The sequence below is a fragment of the Methylocystis sp. genome (genome assembly GCF_051062815.1).
Taxonomy (GTDB): domain Bacteria; phylum Pseudomonadota; class Alphaproteobacteria; order Rhizobiales; family Beijerinckiaceae; genus Methylocystis.
The window spans coordinates 33,112-46,603 of the sequence record NZ_JBPFDU010000059.1 but is presented as its reverse complement, the minus strand read 5'-3'; the positions used below and the strand labels follow the sequence as shown (position 1 = coordinate 46,603).

Sequence of the window (13,492 nt, the reverse complement as noted above, 5' to 3'; positions counted from 1 at the left end):
GGGCCGGCTTGGGCTGCCGCACAGGTCCTTACAGCGTGAGCGCAGCGGCCTTCTTTCCGTTGGCGCGACCCGCGCCTTTGAGCGAGATTGCGCGGATCGCCGGCGCAGAAATTCGCGGCGGCCCCGACGGCGCGGCCGCGCCGAGCGAGCTTGCGCCGCCGCCCCTCATCATTAGCGTCGCGCCGCTCGATTGGAGCAGGCCAGGCGACCTCTGCTTTTACGACAACCCGCGCTATCGCAAGGCGCTCTCGGAATGCCGAGCGACCGCCTGCTTTCTGCGCGAGCGCCATCTTGATCTGCTGCCGAACGCCGTCGTCGCGCTTCTCGTCGACGATCCGCAGCGCGCGATGACGCTCGCGGCCGCGCATCTCTTTCCGGACGCGCTGCGGCCCGGCTCCTTATTCCAATCCAGCGGCGTTTCTCCGGGAGCGGCGGTGCATCCGCAGGCGCGACTCGAACCGGGCGTGGTCGTTGATCCCGGCGCCGTGATCGGGCCGGGCGCCGAGATCGGCGCCGGAACGATTATCGCGCCGCAGGCGGTGATCGGTCCGAATGTGCGCATCGGCCGCGACTGTTCGATTGGCGCACATGCAAGCCTCACGCATGCGCTGATCGGCGACCGCGTCGTCATTCACCCGGGGGCGCGGCTTGGGCAGGATGGCTTCGGCTTCGCGCCGACGCGCGAAGGCTATCTCAAGACGCCGCAGGTCGGTCGCGTGATCGTGCAGGACGATGTCGAGATCGGCGCCAATACGACGATTGATCGCGGCGCGTCGCGCGACACGATTATCGGCGAGGGAACGAAAATCGATAATCTCGTGCAGATCGGCCACAATGTGGTGATCGGCCGTTTTTGCGCCATCGTCGCCCAATCGGGCGTCGCCGGCTCCTGTGAGATCGGCGATTTCGTCGCGCTTGGCGGACAATCCGCCGTCGCCGGCCACCTCACGATCGGCGAAGGCGCAGCGATTGCGGCCAAGTCCGGGGTGATGCGCGACCTGCCGGCCGGGGCGCGGGTCGGCGGCGCGCCAGCGCGACCGTTGCGGCGGTTCTTGCGCGGCGCGGCGCTGCTCGACCGACTCGCGCGCAAGGACAAGCCGACGTAAGACAATCAAGACACATGGGATGGCGCTCGCCATGCCCTCGATAAGGAGGAAGAAATGCCCGAGGCCGCGGCCGGCGCGACTCTGGAGAGCGCCGACATTTTGCAGATCATGAGCCAACTGCCGCATCGTTATCCGTTCCTGCTCGTCGATCGCATCTTCGACATCCGCGGCGACGAATCATGCGTCGGCGTGAAGAACGTCACGATCAACGAGCCGCAGTTTCAGGGGCACTTTCCCGAGCGTCCAATCATGCCCGGCGTCCTGCTCATCGAGGCGATGGCGCAGACCGCCGGAGTTATCGCCATCCGCGCGCTGAAAGGCGCGGACCGTTCGCGTCTCGTTTATTTCGTCACGATCGACAATGCGAAATTCCGCAAGCCGGTGACGCCCGGCGACCGCGTCGAATTCCACATGGCCAAAACCGCGCAGAAGCGAAACATCTGGTGGTATTCCGGGCGCGCGATGGTCGACGGCGCGCTGGTCTGCGAGGCGCAGATCAGCGTCATGATGGGCGCCTAGATCACGCTGCATTTGGGCGGAATCGCCCAAATGCAGATATCGTGATCGATTCCCAAAGTTTAGAGCGCGCTCTATGCGAAAAACCGGTTCCCACTTTTTCGCAACGCGCTCTAGCGCCGGCGCGGCGAGTGCGACAATGAACCCTTCGGTTCATCCGTCCAGTGTCGTCGAAGACGGCGTACGGCTCGGCGCCGGCGTCGCCATCGGCCCCTTCTGTCATATCGGCGCCGGCGTCGAGATCGGCGACGGCGCGACTCTCCTCTCCCATGTCGTCGTCGGCGGGCGAACGCGGATCGGCGCGCGCGCCCGGATTTTCCCCTTCGCCGCCGTGGGACTGCCGTCGCAGGATATCAAGGCTGCGCTCGCGCAGGGCGCGCTGACGATCGGCGACGATTGCGTCATTCGCGAAGGCGTGACGATCAATGCAGGCGCGGGGGAGGGCACGCGCATCGGGGCGCGCTGCGTATTTCTTGCCGCTTCGCACGTCGCTCACGACTGTCGGCTGGGTGACGACGTGATACTGTCCAATCAGGTTCTGCTGGGCGGGCACGTCGAGATTGGGGACCATGCGATGATCGGCGGCGCGACGGCGGTGCATCAGAATGTGCGCATCGGCGCGCACGCCTTCGTCGGCGGCCTCTCGGGCGTCGAAGGCGACGTCATCCCCTTCGCGCTCGCGTCAGGCAATCGCGCGCATCTTTTCGGCCTCAACCGCATCGGCTTGCGGCGGCGCGGTTTCGCGCCGGAGCGCATCGAACGGCTGCGCCAGGCGTATCGCCTGCTCTTCGCACGAGAGGCGCGCGCGCTGAGCGAACGCATCGACTGTCTGTCACGAGATTTTGCCGGCGACGCAGACATTGCGGCGATCGTCGAATTTCTGCGCGCGCCCTCGACGCGGCCGCTTTGCGCGCCTCGCGCGCGCGCTGAATCGCCATGAGCGCGCCGCGCATCTTCCTTGTCGCCGGCGAAGCCTCTGGCGATCAGCTCGGCGCGGCGCTGATGCGGGCTTTGCGCGCCGCGTGTCCGGAGAGCAATTTCGCCGGCGTCGGGGGCGAGGCGATGGCGCGCGAAGGCCTCGTTTCACTGTTTCCGCTCGAAGACATCGCGGTGATGGGCCTCGTTCCTGTCTTGGCGCGGCTGCCGCGTCTTGTCCGGCGGATCGCACAGACGACGCGCGCGGTCGTCGATGAGGCGCCCGATTGTCTTGTCATCATCGACGCGCCGGATTTTACCCATCGCGTCGCGCGCCGGGTGCGGGCCGCCCGACCTGACCTGCCGATCGTTGATTATGTCAGCCCGACCGTATGGGCGTGGCGGCCCGCGCGCGCACGCGCGATGCGTGATTATGTCGATTGCCTGCTGGCGCTGCTGCCCTTCGAGCCGCAGGCGCATGTTCGCCTCGGCGGCCCGCGATGCGTCTACGTCGGCCATCCGCTCGTCGAGCGTCTCGACGAACTGACGCGGCCTTATCAGGATCGCGGCGCGCGCTCGCTGCTTGTTCTGCCCGGGTCGCGTCTGGCGGAAGTGCGGCGCATGACGCCGATCTACGGCGAGGCGCTCGAACTTCTCTTGCGCGAACGCGCCGACTTCGAGGTCGCCATTCCTGTCGCGCCGAATGTCGAGAAGACCTTGCGACGCGAACTGCTGGGATGGCCGCTGACGCCGCGTCTGATTGGCCAGGCGGAGAAATTCGCCGCCTTCCGAAACGCGCGCGCCGCGCTCGTCACGTCTGGCGTCGCGACGCTGGAGCTGGCGCTCGCCGGAGTTCCGATGGCGGTCGCCTATAAGGTCTCGCGCGCCGAATCGCTGCTGCGCTTTCTCGTCAAAGTCGAATCAATCGTGCTGCCCAATCTCATCATCGGCGAGAATATTGTGCCGGAATTCCTGCAGGAGGCCGCGACGCCGCGCGCGCTCGCCGAGGCGCTGAGGCCGCTCTTGCGCGAGAGCGTCGCGCGCGAAGCGAAGCTCGCGGCCTTCCAGCGCGTCCGCGCGCGCCTGCTCGAGGCAGGCCAGACGCCGAGCGCTCGGGCGGCTGACATCATCCTCGAATATGCGTCGCGCGGGCGGTCTTAAACGAGCGCGCGGCGCGTTCGGGATCAGAAGGGAATGTCGTCGTCGAGTTGGTCGGAAAGCTTGCCGGCCGGGGCGGGACGCCGTTCGGCGGGACCGCGCTCCATCGGCGAGGAGCGGCCAAAGGATCCGCCGCTCTGGCTATAGCCGCTGTCGTTGTCGCCCTCGCTGCGTCCGCCCTTGCTGTCGAGCAGAGTCAGTTCGCCGCGGAAACGCTGCAGCACGACATCGGTCGCCTTGCGCTGATTGCCGTCCTTGTCGGTGTATTCGCGGGTCTGCAGCTGGCCCTCGAGATAGATCTTGGAGCCCTTGCGGCAGTATTGCTCGGCGATCTTCCCGAGATTTTCGTTGAAGATCGACACATTGTGCCACTCGGTCCGATCTTTGCGCTCGCCGGTGTTCTTATCGCGCCAGGACTCGGTGGTCGCCACCGAGAAGGAGACGACGCGATCGCCGGACGGCAGCGTCCGCACTTCAGGATCGCGGCCGAGATTGCCGATCAGGATCACCTTGTTGACGCTGCCCGCCATGTCGCTCTCCGCTTGCTTGACGCGTGGCACTCTAGTGCAAAGGCCGCTCCTGGGGCGCGCCGGCTGGGCTTGTCCACAGCTGATGTGGCGCCAGGAGACTCTTAATGTTCAGTTTTTGTTCTAGCATTGGTCGTAACGTCATGCAAGCACAGCGGAATTTTGTTCTCTTTTCCGAAGCTTAGTGGTTACGCGCGTCTGCGGGCTCCCGGTCTCACTCCGTCGTGACGCCGATCGCGACATCGGAAGGATCAATCTTGCGTGCAAGCCCCGCCGTCAGCCGTGCGCGATCCAGCTCGCCCTCCCAGGCGGCGACCACGATGGTGGCGACGCCATTGCCGATAAAGTTCGTCAAGGCGCGGCACTCGCTCATGAATTTATCGACGCCGAGCACAAGCGACATGCCCGGCGCCAGCTGCGGATCGACCGCGATCAAGGTCGCCGCCAGGGTGATGAACCCCGCGCCGGAAACGCCGCTCGCGCCCTTCGACGTCAGCATGGCGACGATGAGGATGGTCGCCTGATGGGACAGATCAAGCTCGACGCCCATGGCGCGCGCGATGAACAGCGTCGTCAGCGTCATATAGATGTTGGTGCCGTCGAGATTGAAGGAATAGCCGGTCGGCACCACGAGTCCGACGACCGACTTCGAGCAGCCGAGCCATTGCAGCTTCTCCATCAGGGCGGGCAGGGCGCTTTCCGATGAGGATGTGCCGAGCACGATGAGCAGCTCGTCGCGCAGATAGGCGATAAGGCTGAAGATATTGAAACCGGCCGCGCGCGCGATGAGGCCCAGCACGAAGACGACGAAGAGCCCGGCCGTGAGATAGAACAGACCGACGAGTCCGGCGAGCGACAGAAGCGCGGCTGAGCCGTATTTCGCCACCGTATAGGCCATGGCGCCGAAGGCGCCGATCGGTGCCGCCTTCATAATGATGGCGATGACGCCGAACATGGCGTGGCCGACGTCGTCGATGATCACCCGCAGCGCGCGGCCGCGCTCGCCGAGCGCCAGGAGCGCGAAACCAAACAGCAGCGAGAATAGCAAAACTTGCAGAATGTCGCCCTTGGCGAAGGCGCCGATCGCGCTGTCGGGAATGATATCGAGAAGAAAATCGACGCCGCCGCGCTTTTCCGCGAGCGCCGTATATTTGGCGATGGCGGCAGGGTCGGGTTTTCCGGCGAAGCCAGCGCCGACCTGCGCAAGATTTCCAATCAGCAGGCCAAGCGCGAGGGCGAATGTGGAGACGATCTCGAAATAGAGGAGCGCCTTCAGACCGACGCGGCCGACCTTGCGCGCGTCCTCGATATGGGCGACGCCGGAGACGACCGTGCAGAAGATGATCGGCGCGATCGCCATCTTGATGAGCTTGACGAAGCCGTCGCCGAGCGCCTTCACCCAGTCCTGCGCGGCGGCCTCCGGCGCCAGCCCGCCGAACAGCGCGCCCAGCGCAATCGCCGCGAGCACCTGGACATAGAGGAGGCGGTAAAAGGGCTTGCGGGTGGCGGAGGGATTGGCGGTCATGAGGGTATTGGCGCCTGCCGCGCGTAACGGGAGCAACGCATACTTTAGTATCACCTTTCGCATCAAAACCGCCCGTCATTGCGAGCGAAGCGAAGCAATCCAGCCGTCCGCCGCCGCCTCTGGATTGCTTCGTCGGCTGCGCCTCCTCGCAATGACGGCGGGGGATTTCCAAAGCGTATCGCTAGCGCGCTTCGAACGGATTGACGACGGCGATGTCGAGATCGACGAAATCCGCGACGTTGCGCGTCGCGAGAGTCATGGCGTGCGCCGAGGCGATGCTCGCGACCAGCGCGTCCATGACATTGAGCGGTTTGCCGAGCGCCTGCCGCTTCGCCCGCAGCCGCGCGAAGGCATGCGCCGCACGTTGATCGAAGGTGAATATCCGGCCAGCGAAAATCTCCGCTTCGATCGTATCGCAAGCCCTGGTCAGCGCCTCCTTATTTCGCCCCTCAGGCAGCAGCGCCAGACCAAAACGAAGCTCGGCGATGACTGGCGTCGCGATGAAGAAATCGAGCTCAGAATAGGAGTCCATCCAGCGCCGCACGTTACCGTCGCCCGTCGGCTTCATCATTTCAGAGACGATGTTCGTGTCGAGCAGGATCATTCGAAATCTGGCGGGGCGCGGTCGCTTTGATCACGAGGCTGAATGAAATCGTCCGTCCAATCTTCTTGCGACACGAGACCCTTGAGCCGCGTTCCAAGTCCTCCGGCCGCTCGGGCGCGCTCTGGCCGGACAGCTTGCGATAAAGCGCGTTCAAGCAACAATTTCGCCTGGCTCGAAATGCTGCGCTTATGCCCGTGCGCCAGATCCTCGATCTGGCGTTTCATTTCCGGGGGAACGTCTCTCAACAGAATGTCAGGCACGCCAGCCTCCAAGTTTGATATCAATGATATCGCTATGCGGGCGCGATCTCAAGGCCGACATGCAAGCGAGCTGATCGAGCATCGGATGAGCTTCAGATGGATTTATGCGGCCGCGCGTGGCATTTGCCTTGCTCAGCGCCTAAATGACGCTTCCACTCTCCTTCCGGCCTTTGTGAATGGCGATCATCAAGCAAAAGGACGCGCGAGCGGGCGCATCAATTAAGCCTAGCGACTCCAAATCCATCTCCATTCGCGGCGCGCGCGAACATAATCTCAAGAACGTCGATCTGACGATTCCGCGCGATAAGCTCGTGGTGTTCACGGGCCTGTCTGGTTCGGGCAAATCTTCGCTCGCCTTCGACACCATCTATGCCGAAGGCCAGCGCCGGTATGTCGAGTCGCTGTCGGCCTATGCGCGGCAATTTCTGGAGATCATGCAGAAGCCCGACGTCGATCAGATCGACGGGCTTTCGCCGGCGATCTCGATCGAACAGAAGACGACCTCGAAAAATCCGCGCTCGACCGTCGGCACAGTCACCGAGATTCACGACTATATGCGTCTGCTCTGGGCGCGCGTCGGCGTGCCCTATTCGCCAGCGACAGGGCTGCCGATCGAGAGCCAGACCGTCTCGCAGATGGTCGATCGCGTGTTGGCGCTTCCCGAAGGCTCGCGGCTCTACCTGCTCGCGCCGGTCGTGCGCGGCCGCAAAGGCGAATACCGGAAGGAGATCGCCGAATATACCAAAAAGGGCTTCCAGCGACTCAAGATCGACGGCGCCTATCATGAGATCGTCGACGCGCCGGCGCTCGACAAGAAGTTGAAGCACGACATCGATGTCGTGGTCGATCGCATCGTCGTGCGTCCCGACATGAGCGCGAGACTGGCCGACAGTTTTGAGACCGCGCTCGATTTGTCGGGCGGCCTCGCCGTCGTCGAATTCGCCGATCGGCAGTCGGCAGTCGGCAGTGGGCGGTCGAGGGATGACGACCGACTGCCGATTGCCGACCTGCCGACTGCCGTCGCCAATGTCTCAACCCATTACGCGCCCGGCCACATCGTCTTCTCGTCGAAATTCGCCTGTCCGGTGTCGGGGTTCACGATTCCCGAGATCGAGCCGCGGCTGTTTTCCTTCAACAATCCCTTCGGCGCCTGTCCGGTTTGCGGCGGCATCGGCCATGAGCAGAAGGTCGACGCCGACCTCGTCGCGCCCAATCCAAAGCTGACGCTGCGCAAAGGCGCGATCGCGCCCTGGGCGAAATCGACTTCGCCCTATTATCAGCAGACGCTCGAAGCGCTCGGCAAGCATTACAAGTTTCGGCTCGACGTCCCGTGGGAGACGCTTTCCGACAAGGCGCGAAACGTCATTCTCTACGGCTCGGGGGACGAGGAGATCCGCTTCTCCTATGACGACGGCTTTCGCGCCTATGACGTGAAGAAGCCGTTCGAAGGCGTCGTCATCAATCTGGAGCGGCGCTATCTCGAAACCGACAGCGAATGGGCGCGCGACGAGATCGGCCGCTATATGTCGGCGACGCCGTGCCTCGCCTGCGAAGGCTTTCGCTTGAAGCCCGAAGCGCTCGCCGTCAAAGTCGCGCGCAAACATATCGGCGAAGTCTCGGAGCTTTCCGTGCGCGCCGCGCTCGACTGGTTTCGCGCGCTGCCCGACGCGCTCGACAAGAAGCGCAATGAAATCGCCCTCCGCATCTTGAAGGAAATTCGCGACCGGCTAAATTTTCTCGTCGACGTCGGCCTCGACTATCTGACGCTGTCGCGCAATTCAGGCTCGCTGTCGGGCGGCGAAAGCCAGCGGATCCGCCTCGCGTCGCAGATCGGCTCGGGACTGACCGGCGTTCTCTATGTGCTGGACGAACCGTCGATCGGGTTGCATCAGCGCGACAATGACCGTCTGCTCGACACGCTGCGGCGGCTGCGCAATCTCGGCAACAGCGTCATCGTCGTCGAGCACGACGAGGACGCGATTCTCGCCGCGGATTATGTCGTCGATGTCGGACCCGGCGCCGGCATTCACGGCGGCAAAATCGTCGCGCAGGGGACGCCGCAGGAGATCATGAACGATCCCGCGTCGCTCACCGGGCAATATCTGACCGGCGAGAAACAGGTGATCCTTCGTCACAAGCTGCGCAAGCCGACGGCCGGGCGTTGGCTCAAGCTCTTCGGCGCGCGCGGCAACAATCTCAAGGAGGTCACGGCGGAAGTGCCGCTTGGCCTTTTCACTTGCGTTACTGGCGTCTCGGGCGGCGGCAAGTCGACGCTCGTCATCGAGACGCTCTACAAGGCCGTCGCCCGTCGGCTTTCCGGCGCGCATGAGCACCCGGCGCCCTTCGATCGCCTGGAAGGACTCGAGCAGATCGACAAGATCATCGACATCGACCAGTCGCCGATCGGCCGCACGCCGCGCTCCAATCCCGCGACCTACACCGGCGCCTTCACGCCCATTCGCGAATGGTTCGCGGGCCTCCCCGAGGCGAAGGCGCGCGGTTATGCGCCGGGACGCTTCTCCTTCAACGTCAAGGGCGGCCGCTGCGAAGCCTGCCAGGGCGACGGCGTCATCAAGATCGAGATGCACTTTCTCCCGGACGTGTACGTGACCTGCGACGTGTGCAAGGGCAAGCGTTACGATCGCGAGACGCTTGAAGTGAAATATCGCGAAAAATCCATCGCCGACGTGCTGGACATGACGGTCGAGGAGGCGGCGAATCTGTTCAAGGCGGTGCCGTCGATTCGCGACAAGATGGAAACCTTAAAACGCGTCGGCCTCGATTACATCCATGTCGGCCAGCAGGCGACGACGCTGTCGGGCGGCGAGGCCCAGCGCGTCAAGCTCTCCAAGGAGCTGTCGCGCCGCTCCACAGGCCGCACGCTCTATATTCTCGACGAGCCGACGACGGGACTGCATTTCCATGACGTCGCCAAGCTTCTCGAAGTGCTGCATGAACTCGTCGAGCAGGGCAATACGGTGGTCGTGATCGAGCACAATCTCGAAGTCATCAAGACCGCGGACTGGATCATCGACATGGGACCGGAGGGGGGCGACGGCGGCGGCGAAATCGTCGCGGCGGGGCCGCCGTCTCAGATCATCAAGGAGACGCGCAGCCACACGGGGCGCTATCTCGCTGAGGCGATGGCGCGCAAACCATCCGTGGCGGCGACCGCGCCGGCGAAACCTAAGAAAGCGCGGACGGTTTAAGGTCCCTCACAGAAGCGCTGCCGCCACGCCTTCTCCTCAAAAAAGCAGGAGCCGCCTCGCAGCGCATGCGAAGCGGCCCATGTTTGTTGCGCGGCGCGCGCCCGTTGGCGTTTAGCTCTTCAGCGGCGCCGGACGTTCGTCGCGTTCCACATCGGCGCCGCGAATCGGCGCGTCATCTCCCGACGCGGCTTCCTCCGCCGCGCGCTTCTTGCCGGCCTCGAAGATGTCGCGCTCAGGCCGCGGCAACACCGGGCCCTCCGGGAAGACGAAGCCAAGCGACTTCGCTCCGGTGTCGTCGCCGACGACGACGACGCGCACAGCGCCGCCGTTCTTGAGGCGGCCGAACAGCACCTCGTCGGCGAGCGGCGTCTTGATGTGCTGGTGAATGACCCGCGACATCGGCCGCGCGCCCATCGATTCGTCATAGCCGTGCTCGACGAGCCAGCTGCGCGCTTCGTCGGTGAGCTCGATCGTGACATTGCGGTCGGCAAGCTGCGCTTCGAGCTGCATGATGAATTTGTCGACGACCCGCTTGATGACGTCGACCGGCAGATGACCGAAAGGCACGATGGCGTCGAGGCGATTGCGGAACTCCGGCGCGAAAAGCCGATTGATCGCTTCGCTGTCGTCGAGATCGCGGCGCGTGCGCGTGAAGCCGATCGGCGTGCGGGCAAGATCCTGCGCGCCGGCGTTCGTCGTCATGATGAGGATGACGTTGCGGAAGTCGATCGTCTTGCCGTTGTGATCGGTCAGCTTCCCGTGGTCCATCACCTGCAGCAGGATGTTGTAGAGATCGGGATGCGCCTTCTCGATCTCGTCGAGCAGCAGCACGCAATGCGGATGCTGGTCGATGGCGTCGGTCAGCAGTCCGCCCTGATCGAATCCGACATAGCCGGGAGGCGCGCCGATCAGCCGGCTCACCGTATGGCGCTCCATATATTCCGACATGTCGAAGCGCACGAGTTCGATGCCGAGCGATGTCGCCAGCTGGCGCGCGGCTTCCGTCTTGCCGACGCCGGTCGGTCCGGAGAAGAGATAGCAGCCGATCGGCTTCTCTTGATCGCGCAGACCCGCCCGCGCGAGCTTGATCGCCGAAGTCAGCGCCGAGATCGCCTTGTCCTGCCCATAGACGACGCGCCGCAGCGTCTCATCGAGATGCGCGAGAACTTCGGCGTCGTCCTTGGAGACGGTCTTCGGCGGCACGCGCGCCATGGTGGCGATCGTCGTTTCGATCTCTTTCAGACCGATGGTCTTTTTGCGCTTGTTTTCCGCGACCAGCATCTGCGCCGCGCCGGTTTCGTCGATCACGTCGATCGCCTTGTCCGGCAGCTTGCGGTCATGAATGTAACGCGCCGAGAGCTCCACCGCCGCCTTCAGCGCGTCGTTGGTGTAGCGAATCTTATGGAACTCCTCGAAATAGGGCTTGAGTCCCTTCACGATTTCGATCGCATCGGGGATCGAGGGTTCGTTGACGTCGATCTTCTGGAAGCGGCGAACGAGCGCGCGGTCCTTCTCGAAATACTGCCGGTATTCCTTGTAGGTCGTCGAGCCGATGCAGCGCAGAACCCCCTGCGCCAGCGCGGGCTTCAGAAGGTTCGAGGCGTCCATCGCGCCGCCCGAGGTGGCGCCCGCGCCAATGACCGTATGGATCTCGTCGATGAAGAGAATCGCGTTCTTGTGATTCTCGATTTCCTTCACGACCTGCTTCAGGCGCTCTTCGAAGTCGCCGCGATAGCGTGTGCCGGCGAGCAGCGCGCCCATGTCGAGCGCGAACACCGTCGCCCCGGCGAGAACCTCCGGCACCTCGTTGGAAACGATTTTACGCGCGAGTCCTTCGGCGATCGCGGTCTTGCCGACGCCGGGATCGCCGACGAGCAGGGGATTATTCTTTTGCCGGCGGCATAGGACCTGAATCGTGCGCAGCACTTCCGGCTCGCGGCCGATCAGCGGGTCGATGCGGCCGTCGCGCGCCTTCCTGTTGAGATTGACGCAATAGGCCTCGAGCGCGCCTTCCTTCTTGCGGCTCTCGCCGTCGCGGCCCTCGCGGCCTTCGCTGCGCTCGCCATCTTCCTCGACGCCGCGCGGACTCCGGCTGGCGTCCGAAAGCCCGGGGCGCTTGGCGATGCCATGGCTGATGAAATTGACGGCGTCATAGCGCGTCATGTCCTGCTCCTGCAGGAAATAGACGGCGTGGCTTTCGCGCTCGGCGAACAGCGCGACAAGAACATTGGCGCCGCTGACGTCTTCGCGGCCGGACGATTGGACGCTGATAATCGCCCGCTGCACGACCCGCTGGAACCCGGCGGTCGGCTTGCATTCATCCGCATCTTCGTTGACGAGGTTGTCGAGTTCGCGATCGATGTAGTCGCGCAAATTCTTGGTCAGCACGTCGAGATCCACGGAACAGGCGCGGAGCACCGCCGACGCGTCGACGTCCTCGACGAGGCTCAGCAGGAGGTGCTCGAGCGTCGCATATTCATGGCGCCGCTCGCGGGCGGACGCGAGCGCACGGTCGAGGGTCTGCTTGAGATTGCGCGAGAAGGTCGGCATGCGCTCGTCCTATTTCTTTTCCATGATGCACTGCAGAGGATGCTGATGCTTCCTTGCAAAATCCATGACCTGGGTGACTTTGGTCTCAGCGACCTCGTAGGTGTAGACGCCGCATTCGCCGACGCCGTGATTGTGGACGTGGAGCATGATGCGCGTGGCTTCCTCGACGGACTTGTTGAAATATTTCCGCAGCACGATCACCACGAACTCCTGCGTCGTGTAGTCGTCATTCAACAAAAGCACCCGATACATATTGGGCTTGCGCGTCTGAGGACGCGTTCGCGTGACGAGCGCGGTTCCGGCCCCAGGACCGACGTCGCCTCCCCCCTTGCGCGGCTCCTTGGCCGCTCGCGGCGCACTAGCCGCCATCGCTAGCGTTAAATCCTCCGCCGCCACGTCTTCACCCTTTCGATCCTTTTCATGTAGGTCGGCACAGTGGTTCTTTTAGGGTCGCCTCGCAGAATCTGGGCCATTTCCACGGTGAGGGAAATCAAGAACATCGCTAGTTTTGAGCTTTCCCTGCGGCTTGGCAAGGGGTCGCGCGACGCGCCGTCGCCGAGTTTTGTCGAAAGCCGCATCAATAAAAAATTCACCTCCGCTAGATTAGCGTCACACTGCTAACCTTCAGGCATTCAAGTGCGTCGACCCCTCGAGCCTCGCCGTTTAAGCCAACCCCGCGCCGGCCTTCCGGCGGGCGTCTGGAGTCTCGCGGCGCTGTCGATCGCCGCTTGTTTGTGCAGCGTGCTCGGCGCCAAGCTGCTCTCAAATATGTTTGAGCCTCCCGAAACGCGAGCGCCGGCGCGCTTTTCCACGGGCGCAGAAACCGATCTGCGAGGCCTTGCCAAGGCGGCGCCGCAACCCGAGGCGCCGGCGCCGACCGGACAACGCGAGGCCGACGTCGACCGTTTGCCGACAGGCACGATCCCAGACAGGCGCAAAGGGCGTCAGGCGTTAACGCCTTGCGGCGAAGCTGGCGAAATCGCCGATCATTAGTTTTTTTGCGACCAACCCTCGTATGCGCGGCCCGACGTGCGCATATATTTATTGACAATCTGGCAATTGCCCTTAAAGCATTCCCGTGGCTATCGCCCGCGCTTCTTTGCGGCGGACCGTCGGCGGGCC

Annotated in this window: 11 protein-coding genes; 6 read left to right on the top strand and 5 right to left on the bottom strand. The window is 63.7% G+C overall.

The features are described 5' to 3' along the window. Positions 1–35 precede the first annotated feature (35 nt). The 4 genes from lpxD to lpxB all read left to right on the top strand — a co-directional run bounded on the left by lpxD (position 36) and on the right by lpxB (position 3,698). Positions 36–1,106, top strand: coding sequence for a UDP-3-O-(3-hydroxymyristoyl)glucosamine N-acyltransferase (lpxD, locus tag ACR65W_RS09010; RefSeq protein ID WP_434502532.1), 1,071 nt, complete (start codon positions 36–38; stop codon positions 1,104–1,106). A gap of 54 nt (positions 1,107–1,160) precedes the next feature. Further along, positions 1,161–1,625 (top strand): 3-hydroxyacyl-ACP dehydratase FabZ, encoded by a 465-nt coding sequence (gene fabZ / locus ACR65W_RS09005; protein ID WP_196401663.1) that lies wholly within the window; start codon positions 1,161–1,163, stop codon positions 1,623–1,625. A 136-nt stretch (positions 1,626–1,761) separates the two neighbouring features. Further along, complete coding sequence (lpxA, locus tag ACR65W_RS09000; RefSeq protein ID WP_434502529.1) at positions 1,762–2,562, top strand: acyl-ACP--UDP-N-acetylglucosamine O-acyltransferase; 801 nt, start codon at positions 1,762–1,764, stop codon at positions 2,560–2,562. Then, entirely contained in the window at positions 2,559–3,698 is a 1,140-nt protein-coding gene (lpxB, locus tag ACR65W_RS08995; protein WP_434502527.1) for a lipid-A-disaccharide synthase, read from the top strand. The genes lpxA and lpxB overlap by 4 nt, the downstream gene beginning before the upstream one ends. Before the next feature lie 23 nt (positions 3,699–3,721). On the opposite strand, the gene ssb is transcribed toward lpxB, so the two are convergent. The 3 genes from ssb to ACR65W_RS08980 all read right to left on the bottom strand — a co-directional run bounded on the left by ssb (position 3,722) and on the right by ACR65W_RS08980 (position 6,351). Further along, positions 3,722–4,225 carry a single-stranded DNA-binding protein gene (gene ssb / locus ACR65W_RS08990; protein WP_434502525.1) on the bottom strand — a complete coding sequence of 168 codons (504 nt, stop codon included), beginning with the start codon at positions 4,223–4,225 and terminating at the stop codon, positions 3,722–3,724. Between the two features lie 211 nt (positions 4,226–4,436). Further along, positions 4,437–5,747 (bottom strand): C4-dicarboxylate transporter DctA, encoded by a 1,311-nt coding sequence (dctA, locus tag ACR65W_RS08985; protein ID WP_434502523.1) that lies wholly within the window; start codon positions 5,745–5,747, stop codon positions 4,437–4,439. 181 nt (positions 5,748–5,928) lie between these two features. After that, on the bottom strand, positions 5,929–6,351 hold the full coding sequence (locus ACR65W_RS08980; protein WP_434502521.1) for a type II toxin-antitoxin system VapC family toxin: 423 nt from the start codon (positions 6,349–6,351) through the stop codon (positions 5,929–5,931). Positions 6,352–6,787: 436 nt separating this feature from the next. Here ACR65W_RS08980 and uvrA point away from each other — a divergent pair, with 436 nt between their 5' ends. After that, positions 6,788–9,820 carry an excinuclease ABC subunit UvrA gene (gene uvrA / locus ACR65W_RS08975; RefSeq protein ID WP_434502519.1) on the top strand — a complete coding sequence of 1,011 codons (3,033 nt, stop codon included), beginning with the start codon at positions 6,788–6,790 and terminating at the stop codon, positions 9,818–9,820. Between the two features lie 111 nt (positions 9,821–9,931). Here the strand turns inward: uvrA and clpA are convergent, their stop codons facing one another. Both clpA and clpS read right to left on the bottom strand, forming a co-directional pair. Then, the gene (clpA, locus tag ACR65W_RS08970) at positions 9,932–12,370 is read right to left on the bottom strand and encodes an ATP-dependent Clp protease ATP-binding subunit ClpA (RefSeq protein ID WP_434500905.1); all 2,439 of its coding nucleotides are present in this window, start codon (positions 12,368–12,370) and stop codon (positions 9,932–9,934) included. A 9-nt stretch (positions 12,371–12,379) separates the two neighbouring features. Further along, on the bottom strand, positions 12,380–12,739 hold the full coding sequence (gene clpS / locus ACR65W_RS08965) for an ATP-dependent Clp protease adapter ClpS (RefSeq protein ID WP_434500903.1): 360 nt from the start codon (positions 12,737–12,739) through the stop codon (positions 12,380–12,382). Between the two features lie 267 nt (positions 12,740–13,006). Here clpS and ACR65W_RS08960 point away from each other — a divergent pair, with 267 nt between their 5' ends. Continuing rightward, positions 13,007–13,363 carry a hypothetical protein gene (locus tag ACR65W_RS08960; RefSeq protein ID WP_434500902.1) on the top strand — a complete coding sequence of 119 codons (357 nt, stop codon included), beginning with the start codon at positions 13,007–13,009 and terminating at the stop codon, positions 13,361–13,363. The last annotated feature ends 129 nt before the right edge of the window (positions 13,364–13,492 follow it).

What these genes read in the sequence shown, in the direction of transcription:
- ssb (WP_434502525.1), bottom strand. Translation starts at nt 4,225, where the DNA reads ATGGCGGGCAGCGTCAACAAGGTGATCCTGATCGGCAATCTCGGCCGC.
- clpS (WP_434500903.1), bottom strand. Translation starts at nt 12,739, where the DNA reads ATGGCGGCTAGTGCGCCGCGAGCGGCCAAGGAGCCGCGCAAGGGGGGA.
- lpxA (WP_434502529.1), top strand. Translation starts at nt 1,762, where the DNA reads ATGAACCCTTCGGTTCATCCGTCCAGTGTCGTCGAAGACGGCGTACGG.
- clpA (WP_434500905.1), bottom strand. Translation starts at nt 12,370, where the DNA reads ATGCCGACCTTCTCGCGCAATCTCAAGCAGACCCTCGACCGTGCGCTC.
- ACR65W_RS08980 (WP_434502521.1), bottom strand. Translation starts at nt 6,351, where the DNA reads ATGATCCTGCTCGACACGAACATCGTCTCTGAAATGATGAAGCCGACG.
- fabZ (WP_196401663.1), top strand. Translation starts at nt 1,161, where the DNA reads ATGCCCGAGGCCGCGGCCGGCGCGACTCTGGAGAGCGCCGACATTTTG.
- uvrA (WP_434502519.1), top strand. Translation starts at nt 6,788, where the DNA reads ATGGCGATCATCAAGCAAAAGGACGCGCGAGCGGGCGCATCAATTAAG.
- dctA (WP_434502523.1), bottom strand. Translation starts at nt 5,747, where the DNA reads ATGACCGCCAATCCCTCCGCCACCCGCAAGCCCTTTTACCGCCTCCTC.
- lpxB (WP_434502527.1), top strand. Translation starts at nt 2,559, where the DNA reads ATGAGCGCGCCGCGCATCTTCCTTGTCGCCGGCGAAGCCTCTGGCGAT.